This window comes from Aeromonas sp. 97A (assembly GCF_051919185.1).
Lineage (GTDB): Bacteria > Pseudomonadota > Gammaproteobacteria > Enterobacterales > Aeromonadaceae > Aeromonas > Aeromonas veronii.
In genome coordinates, this window is the sequence record NZ_JBQBFF010000001.1 from 1,313,391 (window position 1) to 1,335,964 (window position 22,574).

Consider the following 22,574-nt stretch of genomic DNA (forward strand, 5'->3'; position numbering starts at 1 on the left):
CTGCAATCGGGTTGTGGCATTACTGATTTTTCAACTTCAGTCTAGGGACAAAAAATAGAGGGTTCTACCTAATAACGGAACAGGCATACCACCGAAATTAGGGTTTGCTCACGAACCGACAATCAAATTGCGGATTTCCATATGAATCGTGATATATCTAACAACCTAGTAACACCCTAATCAGTAGCAGGATTCTCTTTATGAACTATTTCATTACCGGCGGTAGTGGTTTTATCGGGCGTCGATTGATCAAAAAGTTATTCCAACAGCATCCCGACTGTACCGTCTATTTTCTGATGCGCTCTTCTCATCAGGAAAAATTGCCAGAGCTGTTCTCATTCTGGCATGTGGATGAATCGCGCGCGGTCCCGGTTTTTGGCGACATGACGCAACCGCTGCTGGGGGTATCGGTCGAGATGCAGGAGCAGTTGATCGGCAAGATCGACCACTTCTTCCATCTGGCTGCCATCTATGATCTCAACGCCAAGGCTGGGATCCAGCAACAGGTCAACACCGAAGGAACCCGCCAGTCCGTGCAGCTGGCCGAACGACTCGCGGCCCGCCAGTTCCACCACTGCAGCTCTATTGCTGCAGCCGGTCTCTTTGATGGTCTGTTTCGCGAGGATATGTTCGATGAAGCCGAGCACCTCGACATGCCTTATTTCCAGACCAAGCATGAAGCGGAAGGGATTGTGCGTAACGAGTGCACCATTGCGTGGCGGGTCTACCGCCCGGGCATCGTTGTCGGTGACTCCAATACCGGCGAGATGGACAAGATCGACGGCCCTTACTACTTCTTCAAGACCATCCAGAAGCTGCGCCGTCTGCTGCCGCCCTGGATGCCGGCCATCGGGGTTGAGGGCGGGCGCATCAACATAGTGCCGGTCAACTTTGTGGTCGATGCCATGGTGCATATCGCCCATCAGGAGGGAGAGGAGAACAAAACCTTCCACCTGACCGACCCCAACCCGATGCGGGTTGGCGACATGCTGAGCACCTTCTCCCGCGCCGCCCATGCGCCGGAGCCTGCTATCCGCATCAACGCCTCTCTCTTTAATTTCATTCCCCGCCACCTGACCGCCATGCTGATGACCATGGCGCCGGTGCGCCGCATCCGCGATGCCGCCATCGCCGATCTGGGTCTACCCAAGGATGTGTTCCGCCTTATCAGCTATCCCACCCGTTTCGACAGTCGCGAAACCCAGCGGGTACTGAAAGGGACCGGTATCGAAGTGCCGCCGCTGCACAGCTACGCCTGGCGGCTGTGGGACTACTGGGAGCGCCACCTCGACCCCGAACTCTTCATCGATCGCTCCCTGCGTGGTCGGGTAGAGGGCAAGGTGGTGCTGGTGACCGGGGCCACCTCCGGCATTGGCCGTGCAACCGCACGCAAGCTGGCGGGGGCGGGGGCCAACGTCGTTACCATCGCCCGCGACGAGCAGAAGATTGCCGAGACTAAAGCCGAGTTTGCCGAGCTGGGACTGACCATCGAGATCTATCAGGGTGATCTCTCCAATCTGGCGCAGGCCGAGGAGATCACCGCTCGCATCGTGGCCGATCACGGCGGCGTCGATATTCTGGTCAACAATGCCGGCCGCTCCATCCGCCGCTCCATCGAGGACTCCTTCGATCGCTTCCACGATCTGGAGCGCACCATGCAGCTCAACTACTTCGGCGCACTCAAGGTGATCATGGGGGTGCTGCCCACCATGATCGAGAAGAAGAAAGGCCACATCATCAACATCTCCTCCATCGGGGTGTTGACCAATGCGCCGCGCTTCTCCGCCTATGTTGCCTCCAAATCTGCCCTCGATGCCTGGGTGCGTACCGCCGCCTCCGAGTTTGCCGATAAAGGGGTGAGCTTCTCCATCATCAATATGCCGCTGGTGAAAACGCCGATGGTCGCACCGACCAAGGTCTATGAGCAGGTACCGATGATGACGCCGGAAGAGGCGGCCGATCTGGTATGCGATACCATCATCAACAAGCACGTTCGTCTGGCCACTCGCCTCGGGGTATTTGGTCAGGTGGTTCATGCCCTGGCACCTCGCGTTGCGCAGGTCATCATGAACACCAGCTTCCGCACCTTTGCCGATCCCAAGGATGGCGACAAGTCCAAGGCCACCGCCGATCAGGTTGCCGTCTCCACCTTCATCAAGGGGATCCACTTCTAAGCCAGCGCAGTTGCAAGGAAGATAAAAACAGAGCGGGCCCGCACATTCGGGCCCGCTCTTTTATTGTGGGGGATTGCCTATGGCCGAATTGCGAGCCAGCAGAGTGAGCAGCAGCGCCGTGGTCCGGCGCGAGTAGAGCAGGGTGAGGTGGCCAATGCCGGCCAGCTCGATATCTTCCATGCCAGCCAGACGCTGGCGCTCCTGCGGCATAACCACGTTATCGTGGCTGGTACGCACCGAGATCCCGGGAACGCAGAGAGGCACAGAGGCAAAGCGCTGCAACCAGCCGGAGCCCGGCTCCATCTCCCGCGCATTGGCCCCCACCCCCAGCATCGCCAGCTGGCTGCCCTGATGGGGCGTTGCCAGCGTGATAAGGCTCGCTACCTTGTCACCGCCATGGACCGCCAGATAGTCGCGGCAGACCAATCCCCCCATGCTGTGGCCGATCAGTACCAGCTGGCTGGCACCGGTTGCCGCGAGCACATAGTCGATCCGCTTGGCCAGCAGCGGCACCATCTCGTCGATATGACCAAATGGCGGCGTCAGGGTAATGGTAGCGACCACATGACCCGCAGCTTCCAGCCGGGCGCGCTGGGTGCGCCAGATCCCGCGACTGCAACCGTAACCATGCACCAACAATACGGGGCGCTGGCATAGCCGCAGCCGATCGGGTGCCATCAACAAAGGCTCGAATGGCAACAGCAAGGTGAAGGTGTAAAGGTAGGCCAGCATCTCCTGCGCCATCATCTTCACCCTGCGCCAGGGGCCGATAGCCGGGGAGGGGTAGAAGCGGGTAAACAGCCAGCTGCCGAGCACCACCAGACAACGCAACCCAAGCAGGGCAAACACAACAAACAGCAGGGTCAGCAACCAGGGGAGTCCCACGACCAAGTGGGCGATACTCCCGAGGAGCAGCACCTCTACCATCAGCAGGATAAACAGGTGTCGTACGATCGTCATAAGGCCATGATCCGACCAGTCAGGCGTGGAAGTCAAATGGCACTTTGAGACAGCTTGATCCAGCGCGGCTTTTGTCGCTAAACCCCGGCGAACTCTTTTCCGGTGAGGTTATTTGCAATACTGTATATCCATACATATACTCTATCCATCATCACCAAGAGGAGGCCATCATGGCTGTCGAGATCAAATATGTGGTTGTTCGTGGGGGAGTGGAAAAAATGACCTTTGCCAGCAAAAAAGAGGCCGATGCCTATGACAAGCTGCTGGATACGGCCGATGAGTTGATGACCCTGTTGGCTGGCGCCCCGATCGAGCTGGCGCCAGAGCAGCAAGAGAGTCTGGCATTCTACCTGGCAGAGCAGCGTGATGTGCTGCAAACCCTGATGCGTGGCGGCAAGGTTCAGGCAGGCACGAAAGAGGAAGAGGCCCCAGCAGCCAAGCGCAAGGAGAAGCCACTAAAGCAGGTGGCCTGATTGCACAGACCTTATTCCTCGGGATAAATGGCTCAATTCATTCACTTTATTTGCATTTAAAACCATTTTTACGGCTATTTACCCCGAGAATTTTTTAACAACGGTGCATATCCAATGCATAACTGAATAGCGTGAACCACTGAGCGACATCAGCCAGATCTATGAGGAAATAATGAGCAAACAGTGGAGAAAACGTTATCCAGATCGCTCCTGGTGACCTTAATCAGCAACAACAAGAGGTAGTACCAATCCCAATAGAAGCCGCATTCATGTATCACGAGCCCTTTTCTAGCAACTCGGCTCACAGGCTCATATCGACTCATCTCAGCATCAACAAGCAACAAGCAACAAGCAACACCATGATTCAACAACCATTATCCTTGCCGCCAGCCATGCCGCTGTTTGACAGCCTTATCTATCTGGAGGCCGGTAACCCACAGGTCAATCAGTACCTTGCCAACCTCAGCCTCAACGATGTACCCGATGCCGGTCTGGTTTACGAACTGGCGGTCGATTGGCTGCTGGAGCAGCGCAACAGCGAAAACAACTACAAAACCTATCGCAGCGAACTGACCACTTTTTTGCACTGGTGCTTTCGCGAGGCGGCCATCAGCCCGAAAGATCTCACTCGCCGCATCATGATCCGCTATCTCGACTACTGTCAGTCCCCCCCTGAAGAGCTAATCGCCTATCGCAACGTGGCGCAGTTTGTCCTCGACAAGGAGTGGGGAGAGCGGTTGCCCAATCCGCAATGGCGACCGTTTCTCGGCAAGCGGGAGCTGGGCCGCACCTTGCCCTATCGCCTGAGCGAGCAGGCGATGAAGACCAAGCTGGCCATCCTGTCGGCCTTCTTCCAGTTCCTGATCCAGGAGGAGTACATGGACAGGAATCCCGCTCTGCTACTGCAGCGGGTCAAACGGCCGCAGCAGCAGGAGGCCGATGATCAGGTGCAGGCCTTCAGCGAGTTGCAGTGGTCATACGTGATGCAAGCTGCCGATACCCTTGCCAACGACCATCCGGAGCAGCATGAGCGCAGCCGTTTTCTCACCATTCTGATGTACGCCTGCTATCTGCGGATCTCTGAGGTTGCAGCCCGGCCGGGCTTTACCCCTGTGATGGGGCAGTTCAGGCGGGATCGCAAAACCGGCGTCTGGGGCTACTTTATTCCGCAAAGCAAAGGGGGCAAACGGCGTACCGTAGCGGTATCCCAAGCGTTGTTGGCGGCACTCGAACGCTACCGCCGCTTCCTCGGTCTCTCTCCCTTGCCGACACCGAATGAACAGACCCCCCTGTTCGTTCGCCATAAAGCGGCAGCACATGGTCGCGAGCAGGGGGAACTCAATGCCAACCTCGGTATTCGCCAGTTACGGGATTTGATCATGGTGATCATAGGTAAGGGAGCCGAACTGGCAGAGCAAGATGGCTTTGCCCAGGATGCAGCCGAAATGCGGCAACTCTCTCCCCATGCGATCCGCCATACCGGGATCACCCATGACATCAATCTGCACGGGCGGCCGCTCTCCCACGTACAGGCCGATGCAGGACATGACAGCATCGACACCACTTCGAAATACCTGCACACCAGCAACAGTGAACGACATGAGAGCGCCCAGCAAAAGCCGCTGGACCGACTGAACCAACAAATGAGAGATAACGTTCACAAAAGCTAACGAACAATGTGACATCTGACCCTGATTTGTATTGACTGCTCTTAGAACACAGAATGGCTTGTTTGGGGTGTCATAGAAGTTGGCGCGGCAATGTTGTACTTCTCTGGATGGCAATCGGTTCAGGAAATATTTTTGGCTCACATGGATGATTAAGAACAGGCACCTTCTCATCTGCGGCATACATATTTATCGCGTAACAGAGAAGCAAAAAACGAAATTGCTTGCTGAAACACCGAGAACACCCGATGCCGAAAGCTAAGTAAAACATGCCGGAAGCAATCATATTCGGTTGAACAGCGCCTTGTTATCACACTTGCATATCCAGTCATCATTGGTGATATTGATATCGATATTAACGAGATACCAAGGAGCGGGTATGCAAGTGGCAGTGGTGGAAAAGACCTTCAGAATCGTTGGCAAAGGGTCGCTCATAGCCCAGTTCACCTTTATCTCTTCAGGCACGCTGCATATCTGGTTTCCGGATGTGGGCCTGCAGATGGAGGCCCACTGCAAAGAGTTGCGTATCGAAGATTGCACCATTATCTATACCAATGGCCTCCATCACGGCCAGCCCCGAGCACTCTGGTCCTTAACCCTCCATCCCGATGATATGAACGAGCTCAAACGCATAGTGCAGCAGTTCAACAGCACCCTCTACTTGACCTGCCAGCCACCCACATTGGCCATCGCCAAACGTGCCTTAAATATGAATTGACCCGACTTCCAAAAAAGTCGCAATCATGCCAGCCACAACAATAAACCGTGAGAATTAAGGGGAGGGGAATCTATCGCGATAGTCGGCATTTTTATGGCTGTTTTACAAGAAGGAGTATCAATATTTTCAGAGAGATACCTCTCAAGTAGGGGACAGATATTTCCAAGAATATTCACGGTAATGACGATAGTTATAACGGTGAAAATCAAACATAACGCTCAATAAGTGAGGGGGATTCCGCACAACGTATTGATTTAATAGTGAACTCTTGTCTCAAAATGGGACATTTGTGGTTTCAGAATATCGACTAAGGGGAGGGGGTATGTCTGATCATTGGGATGACTACTTCAACCAGGAAAAGGCACCGCCTGACTTCCTGGTTGAGCGAGTAGATGTTGTGGGCGAGGGGGCTTTGGCGGATCAGTTGGCCAAGTTGGCCGACCTCTACATTGCCAAACAGCAGGGGAACCGGATAGCAGGTCTTGCTGACTTGGGTGAGGATCTTCTTAAGCTGACCGAGACTGGCATTCGTGACGGTTCATCGTCATGCGCTGGATTGATGAAGGAATTGTGCCGCAGAACCGGCTGAAGAAAGCCTTGTTATCTCTCACGTGATGCCGATAACCACATTTATCGGCATCAGTTTAGAGCCTCAGCTCGCCACAGCTTGAAATTCATCCAAGCTGGACTCATATCTGTCTAGAGCATTTTGCTCTACTTACGAGGAAGCTCCTATATATGAACATATGTGATGATGAGATGCTTGTTCTCAGCGAGAATGAGAAAAAACTAGAACAAGAGTATGAGGCCATGAAGAAGTCTGGAGCCTCGCCAGAGCAACTTTGGTCTAAAGCCAATGAATTGCACAAAGCCAATGAGGCCTGCAATAATTATGCGTCGAAGCATACGTCCGCTTATTCCTCGTAATCTCTAATCTTGACCCCAATGCCATTTCACCTCGTGAAATAGCATTGGGGCCACACTGAGCCAACAGTTCTTCCAGAGTGTAGCGCGGCTGGCCACGCAGCTTGGCTGCGAGCACGCTCCACATCATCAAGCGCCGCAGTCAGCAGCGCCGGATCACCATCTTCAAGAGCTGCCAGCAGATAGGCAACCATGTCGGCCTCAGTGGCCAAGACGTCAGCCACATCAAAGCGGCTCCATTGTTTGGTTCTCTTCATTTCCTCCTCCTGCACCCGTCATTGCGCATAATGCGACGTTTTGTTAAATGCCCATCCGAAACCCGCCGATAAGCCAATCCACGCAATTTTGCTGGTTTATCAGGTATTTACTTGGATGGAACGAGAGTTGACCAAAAACTTCATTTTTCGATGGTTTGAGTGCGGTTTATCAATTGAAGAAACGGCCAATCTTTGTTTTGTTTCTGTGAGGCAGGTCACATATTGGGATAAAGGCAAAGAGATCCCACCTGTCTATAAACGGCTAATGCGTATGGCTTCAGGGAGAGAACTGCCCACAATTTGGAAAGACTGGGAAGGTTGGCGAATGATGAATGATTGCCTTGTATCACCAACAGGTGTGAGATTCGACAGACGCAGGATAGAGGCGATTGCCATCATCCAGGTGGAGCGATCCGAACGGCAAATGGCTGCTTTCTATTGGAGAAAGAAACTTGGCGTAATGTGAGCTTGGGGGCTACGGCCCCCATTTATTTATCATTCGCCGAAGCGCAATAAGCAATGTACTTCGTTGCTGCGTGACAGAGACGACATTGAATGAACCAAGACCCACCCGATGCTCCATAAGCCTCCAAAAGATCTTCACCCTCTAACACCTTCGAACACTGATGCGCACCATCCACATCGTCATAACCAGAACACTTAACGGATAGAAAGGGTTTAAGAATCAATTTCTGCTCTACAGATAGACTATCAAAGCCAAACCGAATTGAACGATGAGCCAAGGCAACAACCATCGGGCTAGCATTCTTGAGAAGGTCAAAACTAAACAAATGACATAGTATTTTTAAGGTTGTATCCATAAGAATCCCTCTTGTTATCAATGGCTTTACCACAACCAGAAACTATACTGTCAACTGTGTCAATTATAATCAACAACTATCATTAAGATGGGTTGATAGAAAAAACATATGTCGGCGCGTAGCGCCGCAAAAGCTGGAGGCTGCGCCCCCCGCGCTTTAGTAAGAACGCCCCTGCACTAAACACTCGCCCGAGTAAGCCTTAGCCGAGTGGTTGCCCGTATGGCCCCACCATCGAGTGGTCAAGGGCAGAACGGGAAGGGGCGGGGGGTAGACGGTAGGGGTAGAGGGAAGGGGTAGTATTCCCCCCGTATTACTACACGGGGGGAGCCGAACCGGAAAACCCGCAGCCCCAAAGACAAAGACGGCGAAAGACCTTGAGAGCGGCTTGTCTACGACAGGAGGAATAGGCAGGCACCACCCGCGCCCTATAGCCTACAGGGTTTCGTCCTCGCTGCGCTCCTTCCTCAACCCTTACGACTGGTCGCTCTGACTGGGGCATTAAAGATCGGTTTGGCAGGGAAGGGGGTGATCCAGTCTCTGGGGTAGATGGGCATGTTCCGCCGCGAGGCTTTTGGAGATCAAATGGACAGCAGAGGGCGGCTTGTAGGGGCTACCGCCCCTGTTCTTTGTGGCATTAACAGCCATATTTAACATAAATATCCGCGTTACGCAGTTAGCATAAAACTGCCGCGCTATCGCTTGCCCGCCAGCTCGTTCAGTACAGCGAAAAGATGCTGTACTTCAGAGCCGGCCCTAATTATGTCCGGTCATCACTTGGTTTGTTTTTGGTATCACCACCCGCAAAGAGGGCAGCATTGTATTTACGGCGCAGGGCGTCACCCTCTGGATCACAATAAACATCAACAGGCTTGCCCTGATACTTCACAACCGCATGGCAGGCGCTCATAGCATCCACACTGGCCAGTTGATCCGGCCAATCGTCACTGTAGACGGGCTGCACATCGTCACCCTTGCGAAGGGCAAAGCAATACTCAACCCGATATGATCCCCGTTCATCCTTTATCAGCTGGTGACAACTGATGATCAGCTTGTGCCCCGCAAACGGCCCTACAGAAAGAACCCCGCCAGCAGACGCAGCAGGAGCGCCGCTAGCACGTACCCCAGCACTGGACGTACCACCCACCTCCCCAGCAGCCGGAACAGCGGCAGGAGAGGGCGGAGGGGCTTCATTAGGCTTATCGATATACGCAGGCTTAATGAAGCCAAAGAAGATACAAAACCCCATAAGCGCCAGAAAAAAAAGTATTTTAGGATCTCGAAACATCGAGCTGCCCGCGATTGTATCCGAGACCTTACCTGTTGTAGTTGAGTCATAGAGTTTGAAAACATATTTCGGCACCTTATTAAATGGCTTGGCTTGCAATACATCGGACATGGACGACCCGCTATTATCAGCCAGATGTAAAACCGTCTTATAACGCCCACCAATGCCCAACAGGCCCATATTGGTATGGCGAATTGCGGTTTCAGCAGCAGCCCGAATAACAGCGTGAACCTTTTTGATGTTCGGAGTCGTAAATACAAAATCCCAGTTGTGATGTCGGTGCATATCAAATGCAACGTCTATGGTTTCCGGTCGGCCATCTGCCTTGGCTGCATCCGGCCCGTTGGGATAATCCAGACGATCTAAATCACTCTGACGCCATGAAGGCGGAAAGATCCGCTGCACTTCATCGACCAGAAAGAACACCCCCTTTGGTGCCCAGTGATAGAACCGAGCGAACTTATCGCGCCCCTCCTGTGATTCGGTCTCGATGTAGGTCACTTCAAAGCCTTCAGGCACCGCCTTGCCCAGCACCTCCCTGCAACGCTCGGCAGTGAAGCCCCGCACGTTGGTGATGATGTGACGACCGGCTTTGATGGCGGGCAGCACATCGGTATAGATCGCCCCTGATGATTTGTAAGAACCTGGCGCCCCGTGATGGATCTTAATCGACATTTACCACCCCATCATATTGAGCATGAAGCGGGTGACAAACGCCTGAGACAATATCGCCAGACCCTTATCGAAATGCAGGTAAAGCAATATCCCCCGAACACTGGGAGGCAATGAATTAAAAGAAGATGAAAGCAACTCGCTGAAATGGACATTCAACAAAACCTCCTTTGCCACATCCCAAGTAAACATCAAGAGGAATAACTTAAACTCAACCCATTGAACCGCCATTTTGACAGCAATCCATGCAGCAAAATCAACGGCCAAGTTATATAAGTCGTTATAAAAACCACCAAAGAAATCAGAAAGCCATTCCATGCCATCACCTCTTAAAGATAATCATCAACGCCACGAAGTAAAAAATAAACATCATCAACGCCGCCAAGGTTTTCCAGTAATCACCAGATGGAGGGCAAACAGTGTATTCCTTACCCTGATGTGTAAATAGCTCCAAACACTCCATTGGATCAGCAGAGCCAGTAAGATTAAACGCAAAGACCTGCTTAACATCTTCAGATATGGACTGATATTTATTAGTCAATGAATCATTTGCCTCTTCCAACTTCTTATTAATAGAGGGCAAATCAAAGAAACAATCAGCGCCCCCTTCACACCTTTGTGACTTATAAGACGCAGAACCAACATAAAGAGGATTAGAAGAAGATCCGGGCATCTTGGAATAGTCAACGCCAGAACCTTCACCGCTACCGTCACCGCCGCCATTACCGTTACCGTTGCCAGCCTTCTCGGCCATAATCTCAAGAGCAGTGCGCATATCTTGCAAAACATACGTCTGTTGCTCAGATTGGTTTGCAGTAGTTCCGGCACTCTCAACAAGTGACGCAATGTCAGAAGCAGTCCAAGCAGATGAGCCACCATCAGAACCGGAGCCAGAACCACCACCCAAAGAACGCTCAATATTTTTCAGCGAGTCTTTCATATCCTTGGCAAAGTAAGAGGTTGCCTTAGTATTTCCAGAAATGTCGTCAAGTTTATTATTAAGTCCGTTTGTGTTGCCCTGAATACTGGACATCATATTTAAAGAGGCACCCATCATTGAGGAAATACCAGCAACGTCAGACGCAACAGAAGAAGGAACGCCACCAGAAGAACCAGAGCCAAGATTACTCAACTTAACATCTATAGATTGCAAATAGTCCCTTGTGGTACTAAGTGCAGCAGCCACACCGCCAAGATTGCCATTAACATGAGACAACTCGCTAGATGATTGCTTTATATGATAAAGCGCATCTTTCATATCACGAGAAAATGACTCGGCATTATGAGCGATAGAATTGAGATTGGCTGTATCTGACTTAGTGCTTTCTACAACCTGACGCAGAGCAACACCCAAGTTTTTATTTAACTTGGCAACAGCACCCGAAACAGATGTTCCGGTGGCATCACCAATCACAGGTTCAAAATCAACCCAACCAGCAATCGGCTTAGTACCAGAAGGGCCTTCATCTGGCGTATTACCACTACCATCTGAATCACCATCACCACTGCCATAGCCTGTAAACTTACAAGCCGTACCTGTGGTCTCCACTGGCCCGCGTTGATTAAGCAAGGGGCGATCAATACAAACCCCAACGCAATTAACCTCACAGCCACCCAGTTCGGAACTTTCGAATTTAAGACAAGCTGGCAAAGGCGTTGCCAAAGTAACGTTACCCAATTGCACACCGACAGGACAGCCCGAGATAGCAAATGCCAGCGATGGGAAAAATAATAAAAGCCAACCTATGCGCACACAGCCCCCAATATAAAAAAAGGCGACCGAAGCCGCCTTAGATTGAAAAGGATGTTCGCCATCCCTCGACAAAGAACAAAAACCAGAGCGTCCCGATAAGCAGGGACATGGCTTAGGCTTTGCGAATAAGGCCGATCAGGATACCGACCCCGACAACGGCAGCAACAACCAGCATCACCTTGGGAGAAGTGGCGTTAACGTCTGCCAACGCGGTATCAAGCGCAGAGCCAGCAGCGGCAGCAGAACCACCTTCGGCAGCATTGGCGACACCCATAGCAGAGACAGAAGCCACAGCAGCGATACAGCCGTTACGGAACAAGCCTGACAGTTTTTCCATTTTTATTTATCCTCGTTTTGCACCAACAATAACACGGGCAACAGCGCCCAATTTTAAACCGACAACCCAGATGGCTAATCCAAAACCAAAGGCTACGGTTACGGTGGATTTATCGAACTCAAACCAGCTCGATATATCCGTTAACTTGTTATGCTCCTGAACAGTCAGGAGCACATATTCGCAGGAATCCCCCTCGGATAATCGAGCATATCCCTCGGAGGTAATATCTAGACAAAGCATTATCGCGCCCTCGTCGTCGCTCGCTGCGCGCTCTCGCTCCTCCTCCTCGGTGCGCGGCGGTTATACCGGTTTTTTGTTAGGCTGGAAGCCAACAACCACATTTCGGGTCGGATTCTGGGGATCGGCTTCAAGCACAAGATCAATGGCAACCAACTTGGGACAGTCGGCCATTTCTTTGATAGTCGCCGCATCATTACGAAGGGCCAGTTGGCGAACTTCATAACCCCATGAGTGGATATTGCACTCGGGTTTGTTGACGTTATTTGCCGGAGCCAGATATTCCACTTGCGCGAAATCATAAGGGACAGGAGCGCCAGATTTACGGGACACACCATAACCATGAGTAACACGAGTTACCAAAACACCAGTGAGCAGGGACATAATATTTACCTCGTTGAAGAACCTGATTTATAGGTCAAACTAAACAATGCTCACCCGATATAAACTCGGGTGGTAGCGGCATTCTTAACCGCGCCGGAATATCATCTTCCTTAAGATGCGCTGTTAATTGGTGAACAATCGTTGCAGGGGAAAGCCCTTCAACACTTGCTAACCAATTAACAAGGCGGCCCGCCATCCGAGACATATGGAAAACAGCATTGTCCCGACTGGTCTTGAACTTGTTTTTAAAGGTGGTCACACGTACCGGAACAGACTCCGATTGCTTCACTTCATCCAACCATTTTGCAAACTGGGGATACATCCCAGCGAAATAAGGGTCGGGATTAATCAATACATCGAGCGGGATTATCCGGTCTTTATTGTGTAACTCGCCTTCGGCGCGTACCCAATTTGGGTTCTCTTCCGATTGCATTTGTTTGCCCTTCTCATATATACGGGCGCATTTACCATTAATCCGGCTACCCACATAAAAAGAGCAACCCTTGGTTGGCACCATGCCGAACCGCTTAGCAATGCCCTTAGCAATCTCTGTAATAACGAACTCGCCAGACTCGATTTTCATCCACGCCGGAGCACGGCCCCGCTCAGGATGGAAACCACCGGATTCAGCCGCTTCAATAGCACCCTGATAACTGATCACTTCGCCTGTGTAGTCATCGAGCGCCAAATCCACCCGCGTGATACGCACGGACGGCATATTAGAGATAACGGAGTGCAATGCCTGCATATCGAGGGCAGCACAACCGACACCGGAAAAGCTCACCATACACCCATGGTTGGCAGCACCCCAACCAATCAGGCCACAGGGGAGGCCATCACACAGCAGGTCGGCAGAGTTGGCATACCCATGCAAACCGGAGCGGCGAGGACGCATCGTGAAACGAGGCTCAGGGATAGGCACCCCGATCTTGGTGTTAAGCTCCTCAAGCCACAGTTCAAGCTCAGAGCAGCACAGGGCATCGAGAAATTGCACCCCGTAGCAGTCAATCAAATCGTTGTAGGCTTCCCAATATTTGGCACCCTCGACCACTTCGAACTGGGAGAACTTGAGCAGGGAAGCGCAGACCGCTTTCAGCTCTTTGCGAATGTCAGCACGGGCCTTGTAATTGGAATGCAACGCCCGCTCCATCATTTCGGTCATGGATAGGGTAACGACAGGGGCAGGGGACTTTGGCACACCCTGAAGGCTCAACCGCTCGGTGGTCTTGTCATAACCGACAGTCGGGGCAGGGGAGGCCCCCAGCCGTTCGGCCTTGTCACACAGACGGTCAGTCACCTTGTCAAAGTGGGCGAGGGGAGCGAAACCAACCGGACGCTTCCACAGGTAACGCAGACCCTCGACAGGAGGCTCAGAAATGGCCGCTTGCAGGGCCTTTACCTTGGTGTCAAATCGCGGGATAGCCTTCAAGAGCGCACCTTGCTTGGCAAGCTCTTTCATCTGGATCAACTCGACAGGTGCCCAAGTGAAAGACAGATAGTCAATCAGGGTTTTGGTGCCGATAACGCTATTTATCGGCATCATGGCGTTAACGGGGTTATGACCAGTCATCAAAAAAGACTCCCTGATCATAAAAACCCTGCCAAGTGTCCTCGGTAACTTCGACCAGCTCGAACACGGTATCGGGGTACGTCATGGACAGATAGACCCGCAGCTCATGCAGATCACGGAACATCTCGACCTGACCAGCCACACAAGCGGAATAATCACCGGTTGGCTCTGCCTGCCAATAGACCTTGCGCTCTATGAGAGCAGGCGAATCAAGGTTTTGTTGGCTAAAGTAGGTCATGAGTTAATCACTTGGCTTAGTAGACAAGTGCATTTGATCAATTCGCCAAGCAAATTACAACGGGCCTTTTTAGGGCCAAAATGGTTATGATACGGCCATTGATAAACTGAGGAGTTAAGAAAGATGGACTCAAAAACCTTGATTGAAGCCTACATGAGAGCCAAAAAATACACCCAGTTTCAGGAAGTCGCCGCTGACTTGGGTTTCACGCAATCTCACATCTCAAGATTAACCAAAGGCAAAGCGCAACTCACTGATGCGACAGCAAAAAAGATTGCCGAAGAAATCGGTCTAGACCCTAAAGAAATCATGATAAGCCTTGCCGCCGTCAGAGAGGAAAATCCAGAGCTAAAACAGGCTTGGTATGAAATCTTAGCGAGGTACTCAAAAAGCACAGGCACGGCTGTAGCCCTTGCGGTTGCTATGTTCCTGACCCCCAGCCACGGGCCTGACAACACTGCGCATAATGTATATTATGTTAAATCATATATCTTGTTTCCTGTCACCACTTATTGAACTGTGTATAATGGCAACAATTGATCCTATCTTCGACCGGATGTCTTAAGTGGCTGAATTAACATCAGAACAATTAAAACCCGCTTTTGCGATTGAACAGTTCCCCAAGCTTAGCGAGCTTGAACCTATCCCCTTTGCTGCGCTTCAACCCAGAGCCATTTCCGGCATCAAACGTCTTGCCAGTTTTGATGGTGACTGTCCGGTCATGCTGCTTAACGGGTTCCCCGGCGCAGATTACGAAGGCGTTTGCCAAACGTTGATTGCCGACTCCAATGGCAAGGATGGTGACCTGTTTGATCTCTGCTACACCGAGAATCTGAACAACCCCTACAAGCCTATCTGGCTGCGCCTGCAACCGGGCACCGGCGTTGAGTTTTGCGAAATGGTTGGCGAGCTGCTCAAGCTGTTGAGCCACCATCTCGATGCCGAACGCATCGTGACCCGCATCATGCGCAAGCAGAACAATGATCCGAAAATCGATGATTTCCTCTCCGACCTGGCGGCTCACGTGGCATTGGGTCTGGAATTCCAGCACCCCATTCTGATCAACCTGTTGATCCATCACGAAGCGCAGGAAGCGCCGGTGATTTATGGCCGTGATCTCAACTGGGATACCCTGTTTGGCTCCATCAATTACCAGACAGAACAAGGCTCTGTCTATGCCAACCAGCACCTTTTGGAGCCCGGCTTGCTGCGCGAAGCCAACGGCGGCTACCTCATTTTGCAACTGGACGAGCTGCTGGATCAGCCGCACCTCTGGTTCAAACTGAAAAATGCCATGCAAAAAGGCGAGCTGGACTGGAACGCCTATCAGGAAGGGAAAACTCTGACCCCCTTCTTCGCGCCTGAAGCAACCCCTATCAAGCTCAAGCTGATCCTGGTCGGTGACCGATTGGACGTGGCCGAGTTCCAGATGCTGGATCGGGATATGTCCGAACGCATCTTCCTGCGCGCGGATCTGGTGTCAGAGGTGAATATTGAAGAGGATCTGCAGGAATTTCTGCAGTACTTGGCTTGGCTGCGCCAGCGTTGGAGTCTGCTGGACTTCACGCCAGCCGCCCTCGCCGCCCTTTGTCGTCATGCCAGCCGCCTCTGTGACCATCAGGAGTGGCTGTCGCTCTCCGAAGTGCAACTCTCCGCCATCATGCGGGTGGCTGACAGTCTGGCCCGGGAGCTGGAATCTGATGTGGTCACCGACGAGCATATTCGCGGCGCACTGGAAGAGCAGGATTACCGCCTCAACTATCTGGTTGAGCAGTCCGATCAGGGGGTTATCGACGGCCAGATCCTGCTGCAAACCGATGGCGAAGAGATTGGCCAGATCAACGGCCTGTCGGTCATTCAGGTCTCCGGTCACCCTTATGACTTCGGCGAGCCGGTGCGCCTCACCGCGACCGTACACCTTGGTGATGGCGATGTGGCGGATATCGAGCGCAAAGCGGAGCTGGCCGGTCATATCCACGCCAAGGCGATGATGATTATCCACGGCTATCTCTCCAACAAATTTGGTGCAGAGAACCCCTCCCCCCTGTCGGCGAATCTGGTGTTCGAGCAGTCTTACCACGAAATTGATGGCGACAGTGCCTCACTGACCGGCTTGTGTGCCCTGCTCTCTGCCCTCGCCCGCCAGCCTATCTATCAGCACTTCGCCGTGACCGGTGCGGTCGATCAGTTTGGCAATGTGCAGGCCGTTGGTGGCGTGAACGAGAAGATTGAAGGCTTCTTCCGGGTGTGCAAAATCCACGGCATCACTGGCAAGCAAGGGATCATTTTGCCGGGCACCAACATCCAGCAGCTGAACCTCTCTGACGAGGTGATTGCAGCGGTTGAAGCAGGCCAGTTCCACATCCACCCGGTGGATCATGTGGAAGAGGCCATCGAATTGCTCACTGGCTGTGTCGCCGGTGAGCCTGATATGCCCGATACCCTGTTTGGCCGTATTCAGGAGCGGTTGGACGAGTTGAACGGCTCCACTGCCAAAGTCGGACTGCTGCAATCCCTGCTGGGGCGCCTGTTTGGCCGCTGATGAAGTGATCGGAGTTGTTTAGCGAACAACTGTAAGCTAAATTGGCCCGGCTTTGACCCATTTGAAGGAAATACCGCGTGACCGTAGACAATACCACCATGGAAGCCCGCCTTTCCCTGTGCGAACAGGGCAAGAACTCTTTTACCCGTGAAGAGCTGCTGGCTTGCAGCCGTGGCGAACTGTTTGGTGAGGGTAACAGTCAGCTGCCTGCCCCCAACATGTTGATGATGGACCGCATCGTCAAGATCAATGACAACGGCGGCGAACACGGCAAGGGCGAGATCCTGGCTGAGCTCGACATTACTCCGGATCTCTGGTTCTTCGATTGCCACTTCCCGGGTGATCCTGTGATGCCTGGCTGTCTCGGTCTGGACGCCATGTGGCAGCTGGTTGGCTTCTTCCTTGGCTGGAAAGGCGGTCCTGGCAAGGGTCGTGCTCTGGGCGTGGGTGAAGTGAAATTCACCGGCCAGATCCTGCCGACTGCCAAGAAAGTGACCTACAAGATCACCTTCAAGCGCGTCATCAACCGCAAGTTGGTGATGGGGATTGCTGATGGTGTGGTCGAAGTTGACGGCCGTCCGATCTACAGCGCCACCGACCTGAAAGTGGGCCTGTTCAAAGATACCACCGCATTCTGATCTCTCTGATTGGTGGTAAAACAGCATTAACGCAAAGGGGCCACAACGGCCCCTTTCCTTTTGTAATGAGTGATGAAGTACCTGCTACTTCATGAAGAGGCCTGAGCCCCGCCCTTCCATGGCGTCACGCCAACCACCAAGCCAATGCCCTCGGGCATCCAGGCATTGATACGGACACGCTTCTTTCTGTTTTCCGACCACGCCAGCCTGATAACCACGAGCACGAGCTCTTTCCAGACGGTCCCGCTTCTGTCTCTTCATCATCTACGACCCTCTTCGTGGAACAAAAAAGCGACCAATTCTGCATCGGTCGCTTTCATCTTTACTCCTGCGAGCGCACTCGGTCAAACAAAAACTTCCACCCTAACCGGGCTATGTGACACAAGGCACTGAACTGGATTAAGTTTTAATTACAGGGAACTTACTCCTGATTTTTGAGTCCTTCCAGCTCTTCCCAGCGAGTAAATGCCTGCTCCAGCGCTGCTTCAGCGGCATTGAGCGCATCCAGTTTCGGCTGGGTTTTATCTGCCGGCAGCGAGAAGAACCCAGGCTGGTTGATCTCGCTTTGCAGCGCATCCAGCTCAGCTTCCAGCTGCTCAAGACGAGCAGGCAACCCTTCCAGTTCAAGCTGCAGCTTGTAGGAGAGCTTCTTGCTCTTCTTTGGCGCTTCTGGCGCGGCGGCAACGACCGGCTCGGGCGCCTTGACCGGTGCACTCTTGGCCTGTTGCTGGGCATTCTGCTGTTCGCGGGTCGCCATCATATCGGCGTAACCACCCACGTAATCGCTGATGCGGCCATCCCCCTCAAACAGCCAGCAGCCGGTCACTGTGTTGTCGATGAAGCGGCGATCGTGACTCACCAGCAGCAGGGTACCGGGGTAGTCGGAAAGCAGCTCTTCCAGCAGCTCCAGGGTTTCCACATCCAGATCGTTGGTCGGTTCATCGAGGATCAGAAGGTTGCTCGGCTTGAGGAACAGCTTGGCCAGCAGCAGCCGGTTCTTCTCGCCACCGGAGAGCGCCTTGACCGGCGTACGGGCCCGCTTGGGCTCGAACAGGAAGTCCTGCAGGTAACCAAGAATGTGACGGGAGCGGCCACGCACCATCACCTCCTGCTTACCCTCCCCCACGTTGTCCACCACTGTCTGCTCGGGGTCGAGCTGCTCGCGGTACTGATCGAAGTAGGCCACCTCCAGATTGGTGCCCCCCTTGACGGTGCCACGGGTTGGCTCAAGCTGACCCAGCAACAGCTTGATCAGAGTCGATTTGCCGCAGCCATTGGGGCCGACCAGCGCAATCTTGTCGCCACGCAGCACTTGCAGATCGAGCCCCTTGAACAGGGTGCGATCGCCAAAGTCCAGCCCAAGCCCTTCGGTCTCGAACACCAGCTTGCCGGAGCGATTGACCTCGTCCAGTTGCAACTTGGCCTTGCCCTGCAGCTCGCGGCGCTGGGAACGCTCCATCCGCATCGCCTCAAGGGCGCGTACCCGACCTTCGTTACGGGTACGGCGAGCCTTGATACCCTGACGCACCCACACCTCTTCCTGGGCCAGTTTGCGGTCGAACTCGGCATTTTTCAGCTCTTCGACCCTCAGCCACTCCTCTTTCCCCTGCAGATACTCGTCGTAATTGCCCGGCCAGGAGGTGATGGCGCCGCGATCGAGATCGATGATCCGGGTGGCCAGCTTGTGAATGAACTCCCGATCGTGAGAGATAAAGACGATGGCGCCGCGAAAATCCTTGAGGAAATCTTCCAGCCAGTTGATGGCTTCGATATCCAGGTGGTTGGTCGGCTCATCGAGCAGCAACAAGTCGGGATCGCAAGCCAGCGCACGGGCCAGCGCCACTTTGCGCAGCCAGCCACCGGAGAGGCTATCGAGGGTCACGTCAGGATCCAGCCCCAGCAGGGTCAACACCTGACTGATACGGGTCTCGAACTGCCAGCCGTTCTGATAATCGAGCTGCTCTTGCAACTCGCTCATCTTGCGAATGTTGGCGTCTGACGGATCGCTCGCCAGCTCCATGGAGATGTGGTGGTACTGCTTGAGCAGCTCCCCTACCCCCGCCAGTCCTTCGGCGGCATAGTCAAACACCGTCAGCTCGCTGGAGGCCGGTGGATCCTGCTCAAGGCGGGTTACTTTCAAATCTTGTTGCAGCACCAGACGCCCGTCGTCCAGCGGCAATTCGCTGGCAATGACCTTCATCAGGGTAGACTTGCCCGCCCCGTTGCGGCCAACCAGACAGAGGCGCTCGCCCCGCTCGATGGTCAATTCGGCATTGTCGAGCAGCGGGAAATCACTGAACGACAGACATGCGCCGTGCAATGTTAAAAGAGCCATGTGTGTTCCTTATTTCATATGAAAAAAACGGGCAGCAGACTGGGTCTGCCCCCGTTTTATCGTCAAATCACTCTCACCCCTGACGGGCGGCCCAGCCCTTGAGCTCCACCAGCGTGAAGGGCCAGCCGAGCTCGCGGCCCGTCTCGTCACGCAGCACCGGTATGCGCACCCGATAGGCGGCAAGCCACTTCTCATCATCCATGATGTCGCACTGGCGGGTGGCGGCGGCAAGGCCTGCCTCCTCCACCAGCGCCCAGGCCTGCTCGCACAGGTGACAACCGTCGGTATGAAACAGGGTCAGCATCACGCCTCGCCTTGCTCCGGTGAATGGGTGATGATCCAGCAGTTGTGGATGTGCTGGTTACGTTCGAAATCCTTCGGTCGCGTCTTCTGGGTGATGTTCTGGGCCTTGAGACCAGTGGCCTCGAGACCGGCCAGATCCATCTTGAAGTGACGCTTGTTGTTGGAGAAGACCAGGGTGCCGTCCGCCGCCAGCAGGCGCTTCAGGTGCTGCATCAGCAGCAGGTGATCGCGCTGTACGTCGAAGCTCTCGTCCATCCGCTTGGAGTTGGAGAAGGTGGGCGGATCGATGAAGATGAGGTCGTACTGCTCATCGGCTTCAGACAACCACTTCAGGCAATCTGCCTGCACAAACTTGTGCTGACGGCCCACCAGCGAGTTGAGACGCATGTTGTCCTGCGCCCAGTTCAGGTAGGTGTGGGACATGTCCACTGTGGTGGTTTCGCTGGCACCGCCAAGACCTGCGTGCACGGTGGCACTACCGGTGTAGGCAAACAGGTTCAGGAAGCGCTTGCCCTTGGCCATCTGACCCAGCATGCGGCGAGTCTGACGGTGGTCGAGGAACAGGCCGGTATCCAGATAGTCGTAGAGGTTGACCCACAGCCGGGCGCCGTACTCCTGCACTTCCATCCGGTGCTGCTCTTCGGAGAGCTTCTGATATTGCTGTTTGCCCTCCTGACGCTCACGCACCTTCAGGATCACCTTCTCGCCGTCCATGCCGGTCACCTTGATGGCGGCCTGAACCATGTCGAGCAGACGCTGACGGGTCTTCTGGGCGGGGATGTCTTTGGGTGCGGCATACTCCTGCACCACCAGATAGTCCTGATAGCGGTCGATGGCAGCGTTGTATTCCGGCAAGTCGGCATCGTAGAGGCGATAGCAATCGATGCCCTCTTTGTTGGCCCACTTCTCGAGGGTTTTCAGATTCTTGCGCAGACGGTTGGCAAAGTCCTGCGCCACCTCTTTTTGGGAAGCCACGGAGTCCAGTGCGATCTGGTAGTTACGCAGCTGACACTCGAGGGCGCCGTTGAACAGGCGATATTGCTTGTCGGCGCGCAGGCGCAGACAGCTGAGCAGCTCGGGGGATGCGGAAAGAATGGAGACTTTCCAACCCTGGAAGCTGCGACGCAGAGCATCGCCAAGGGCCTGATGCACTTCCAGCAGCGCCGGGAACTCGCCAAGACGCTCGCCGTAAGGCGGGTTGGAGATCAGCATACCGACTTGGCGAGCCTCCCCTTCCACAGTCGGCATCGGCAGTGGGTTTTCCAGCTTGGTGACATCGGCCTGCTTGAAGGTGATGAGGTGGGCCACACCGGCCGCTTTGGCGTTGTCGCGAGCTTTGAGCAGCACGCGCTGGTCGGCATCACAGCCAAACAGCTTCACTTCACAACGCTGCATACCGCGTTTGGCGCGCACTTGCGCTTCCATCATCAGGCTCTGCCACAGCTCACTATCGTGCTGCAGCCAGCGATCGAAACCGAAGCGCTCGCGGCGCAGCGCCGGCGCCATGTCGGCGGCGATAAAGGCCGCTTCAATCAGCAAGGTACCGGAACCGCACATCGGGTCCATCATGGGCTCACCGGCCCAGCCGCTACGGGCAATCATGGCGCAGGCCAGGTTCTCTTTGAGGGGCGCCTCACCGGTGCCCTGACGATAGAAACGCTGGTGCAGCGCCGGGCCTGACAAGTCCAGCGTGATATTGGCCTTGCCTTTGCCCAGGTGCGCCATGATGCGAATATCCGGCGACTTTTTGTCCACGTCCGGACGCACGTGACCGCGCTTGGTGAAGCGGTCGACGATGGCATCCTTGATTTTCAGCGCGCCATATTGGGTATTGCGAATGGCAGGGTTGGTACCGGTAAAGTCCACCGCGATGGTAGAGGTACCGGAGAAGTGCTCTTCCCAGGGGATGGTGTGGGCGCCCAGATAGAGATCCAGATCGTCGTTCATCTGGAATTCGGAGAGCACCAGCACGATACGGGAGGCAAAACGGCTCCACAGGCAGGCCTTGTAGCCAATCGCCAGTTCGCCTTTGAAGTGGACGCCAGCCACGGTCTCACGGACCTGCTCTGCGCCCAAGGTGGTCAGCTCGTCGGCCAACAGGTTTTCCAGCCCCTTGGGGCAGGTTGCAAAAAATTCTTTCATCACGCTCACGGGGAACCCATAAAAATAGTGCCGCATTATACCTCATCAGGCGGGCTGGAGCATGCAAAAGTCGGCGCAAACAGCAGGATGGAAACAGATTGATAGGTGGCGAAAAGGTAAAAGGCCCCATGACTACCCGATGGC

General features: G+C 53.9%; 23 protein-coding genes. 9 read left to right on the plus strand and 14 right to left on the minus strand.

Features of this window, described 5'->3' with window-relative positions; translation table 11 throughout:
* The first annotated feature begins 200 nt into the window (after window positions 1–200).
* On the plus strand, window positions 201–2,174 hold the full coding sequence (locus tag ACTG27_RS05955) for an SDR family oxidoreductase (RefSeq protein WP_429135217.1): 1,974 nt from the start codon (window positions 201–203) through the stop codon (window positions 2,172–2,174).
* 60 nt (window positions 2,175–2,234) lie between these two features.
* Here the strand turns inward: ACTG27_RS05955 and ACTG27_RS05960 are convergent, their stop codons facing one another.
* The gene (locus ACTG27_RS05960) at window positions 2,235–3,134 is read right to left on the minus strand and encodes an esterase/lipase family protein (protein ID WP_439979294.1); all 900 of its coding nucleotides are present in this window, start codon (window positions 3,132–3,134) and stop codon (window positions 2,235–2,237) included.
* 170 nt (window positions 3,135–3,304) lie between these two features.
* On the opposite strand from ACTG27_RS05960, the gene ACTG27_RS05965 reads away from it, so the two are divergent.
* The 4 genes from ACTG27_RS05965 (at window position 3,305) to ACTG27_RS05980 (ending at window position 6,581) form a co-directional block, all read left to right on the plus strand.
* Window positions 3,305–3,607, plus strand: coding sequence for a YebG family protein (locus ACTG27_RS05965; RefSeq protein WP_244776639.1), 303 nt, complete (start codon window positions 3,305–3,307; stop codon window positions 3,605–3,607).
* A gap of 392 nt (window positions 3,608–3,999) precedes the next feature.
* Window positions 4,000–5,277 (plus strand): tyrosine-type recombinase/integrase, encoded by a 1,278-nt coding sequence (locus ACTG27_RS05970; protein ID WP_439980501.1) that lies wholly within the window; start codon window positions 4,000–4,002, stop codon window positions 5,275–5,277.
* A gap of 376 nt (window positions 5,278–5,653) precedes the next feature.
* Entirely contained in the window at window positions 5,654–5,992 is a 339-nt protein-coding gene (locus ACTG27_RS05975; protein WP_335873242.1) for a hypothetical protein, read from the plus strand.
* Window positions 5,993–6,314: 322 nt separating this feature from the next.
* Complete coding sequence (locus tag ACTG27_RS05980; protein ID WP_439979296.1) at window positions 6,315–6,581, plus strand: hypothetical protein; 267 nt, start codon at window positions 6,315–6,317, stop codon at window positions 6,579–6,581.
* A 364-nt stretch (window positions 6,582–6,945) separates the two neighbouring features.
* On the opposite strand, the gene ACTG27_RS05985 is transcribed toward ACTG27_RS05980, so the two are convergent.
* The gene (locus tag ACTG27_RS05985; RefSeq protein WP_439979297.1) at window positions 6,946–7,173 is read right to left on the minus strand and encodes a helix-turn-helix domain-containing transcriptional regulator; all 228 of its coding nucleotides are present in this window, start codon (window positions 7,171–7,173) and stop codon (window positions 6,946–6,948) included.
* A 115-nt stretch (window positions 7,174–7,288) separates the two neighbouring features.
* Between ACTG27_RS05985 and ACTG27_RS05990 the strand changes: the two genes are divergently transcribed.
* The gene (locus tag ACTG27_RS05990) at window positions 7,289–7,639 is read left to right on the plus strand and encodes a DUF3653 domain-containing protein (RefSeq protein ID WP_019446393.1); all 351 of its coding nucleotides are present in this window, start codon (window positions 7,289–7,291) and stop codon (window positions 7,637–7,639) included.
* Between the two features lie 22 nt (window positions 7,640–7,661).
* On the opposite strand, the gene ACTG27_RS05995 is transcribed toward ACTG27_RS05990, so the two are convergent.
* From ACTG27_RS05995 to ACTG27_RS06030, 8 genes are all read right to left on the minus strand, one after another.
* Complete coding sequence (locus tag ACTG27_RS05995) at window positions 7,662–7,994, minus strand: hypothetical protein (protein WP_139441351.1); 333 nt, start codon at window positions 7,992–7,994, stop codon at window positions 7,662–7,664.
* A gap of 757 nt (window positions 7,995–8,751) precedes the next feature.
* Window positions 8,752–9,954: a zonular occludens toxin family protein gene (locus tag ACTG27_RS06000; protein WP_439979299.1), complete on the minus strand. Its 1,203-nt coding sequence runs from the start codon at window positions 9,952–9,954 to the stop codon at window positions 8,752–8,754.
* Complete coding sequence (locus ACTG27_RS06005; protein ID WP_113739540.1) at window positions 9,955–10,269, minus strand: DUF2523 domain-containing protein; 315 nt, start codon at window positions 10,267–10,269, stop codon at window positions 9,955–9,957.
* 4 nt (window positions 10,270–10,273) lie between these two features.
* Window positions 10,274–11,776, minus strand: coding sequence for a hypothetical protein (locus tag ACTG27_RS06010; protein WP_439979301.1), 1,503 nt, complete (start codon window positions 11,774–11,776; stop codon window positions 10,274–10,276).
* A gap of 40 nt (window positions 11,777–11,816) precedes the next feature.
* Window positions 11,817–12,041 carry a hypothetical protein gene (locus tag ACTG27_RS06015; protein WP_042062383.1) on the minus strand — a complete coding sequence of 75 codons (225 nt, stop codon included), beginning with the start codon at window positions 12,039–12,041 and terminating at the stop codon, window positions 11,817–11,819.
* Window positions 12,042–12,341: 300 nt separating this feature from the next.
* Entirely contained in the window at window positions 12,342–12,662 is a 321-nt protein-coding gene (locus ACTG27_RS06020) for a hypothetical protein (protein WP_023583768.1), read from the minus strand.
* A gap of 34 nt (window positions 12,663–12,696) precedes the next feature.
* Complete coding sequence (locus ACTG27_RS06025) at window positions 12,697–14,232, minus strand: replication initiation factor domain-containing protein (protein WP_439979302.1); 1,536 nt, start codon at window positions 14,230–14,232, stop codon at window positions 12,697–12,699.
* The gene (locus tag ACTG27_RS06030; RefSeq protein WP_113739537.1) at window positions 14,219–14,470 is read right to left on the minus strand and encodes a hypothetical protein; all 252 of its coding nucleotides are present in this window, start codon (window positions 14,468–14,470) and stop codon (window positions 14,219–14,221) included. Before ACTG27_RS06030 ends, ACTG27_RS06025 begins: the two co-directional genes overlap by 14 nt.
* Window positions 14,471–14,593: 123 nt before the next feature.
* Between ACTG27_RS06030 and ACTG27_RS06035 the strand changes: the two genes are divergently transcribed.
* The 3 genes from ACTG27_RS06035 (at window position 14,594) to fabA (ending at window position 17,650) form a co-directional block, all read left to right on the plus strand.
* The gene (locus tag ACTG27_RS06035) at window positions 14,594–14,986 is read left to right on the plus strand and encodes a helix-turn-helix domain-containing protein (RefSeq protein WP_439979303.1); all 393 of its coding nucleotides are present in this window, start codon (window positions 14,594–14,596) and stop codon (window positions 14,984–14,986) included.
* Between the two features lie 49 nt (window positions 14,987–15,035).
* Window positions 15,036–17,012 (plus strand): Lon protease family protein, encoded by a 1,977-nt coding sequence (locus tag ACTG27_RS06040; protein ID WP_202004588.1) that lies wholly within the window; start codon window positions 15,036–15,038, stop codon window positions 17,010–17,012.
* A 77-nt stretch (window positions 17,013–17,089) separates the two neighbouring features.
* Entirely contained in the window at window positions 17,090–17,650 is a 561-nt protein-coding gene (gene fabA / locus ACTG27_RS06045; protein WP_005336586.1) for a 3-hydroxyacyl-[acyl-carrier-protein] dehydratase FabA, read from the plus strand.
* 84 nt (window positions 17,651–17,734) lie between these two features.
* On the opposite strand, the gene rmf is transcribed toward fabA, so the two are convergent.
* The 4 genes from rmf to rlmKL form a co-directional block, all read right to left on the minus strand.
* Complete coding sequence (gene rmf / locus ACTG27_RS06050) at window positions 17,735–17,914, minus strand: ribosome modulation factor (RefSeq protein WP_005315693.1); 180 nt, start codon at window positions 17,912–17,914, stop codon at window positions 17,735–17,737.
* 157 nt (window positions 17,915–18,071) lie between these two features.
* Complete coding sequence (gene uup, locus ACTG27_RS06055; RefSeq protein WP_439979304.1) at window positions 18,072–19,985, minus strand: ATP-binding cassette ATPase Uup; 1,914 nt, start codon at window positions 19,983–19,985, stop codon at window positions 18,072–18,074.
* 73 nt (window positions 19,986–20,058) lie between these two features.
* A complete protein-coding gene (locus tag ACTG27_RS06060; RefSeq protein WP_043820067.1) occupies window positions 20,059–20,289 on the minus strand; it encodes a glutaredoxin family protein in 231 nt (76 codons plus the stop codon).
* Entirely contained in the window at window positions 20,289–22,466 is a 2,178-nt protein-coding gene (gene rlmKL / locus ACTG27_RS06065) for a bifunctional 23S rRNA (guanine(2069)-N(7))-methyltransferase RlmK/23S rRNA (guanine(2445)-N(2))-methyltransferase RlmL (protein WP_439979305.1), read from the minus strand. The genes ACTG27_RS06060 and rlmKL overlap by 1 nt, the downstream gene beginning before the upstream one ends.
* Window positions 22,467–22,574: the final 108 nt, after the last annotated feature.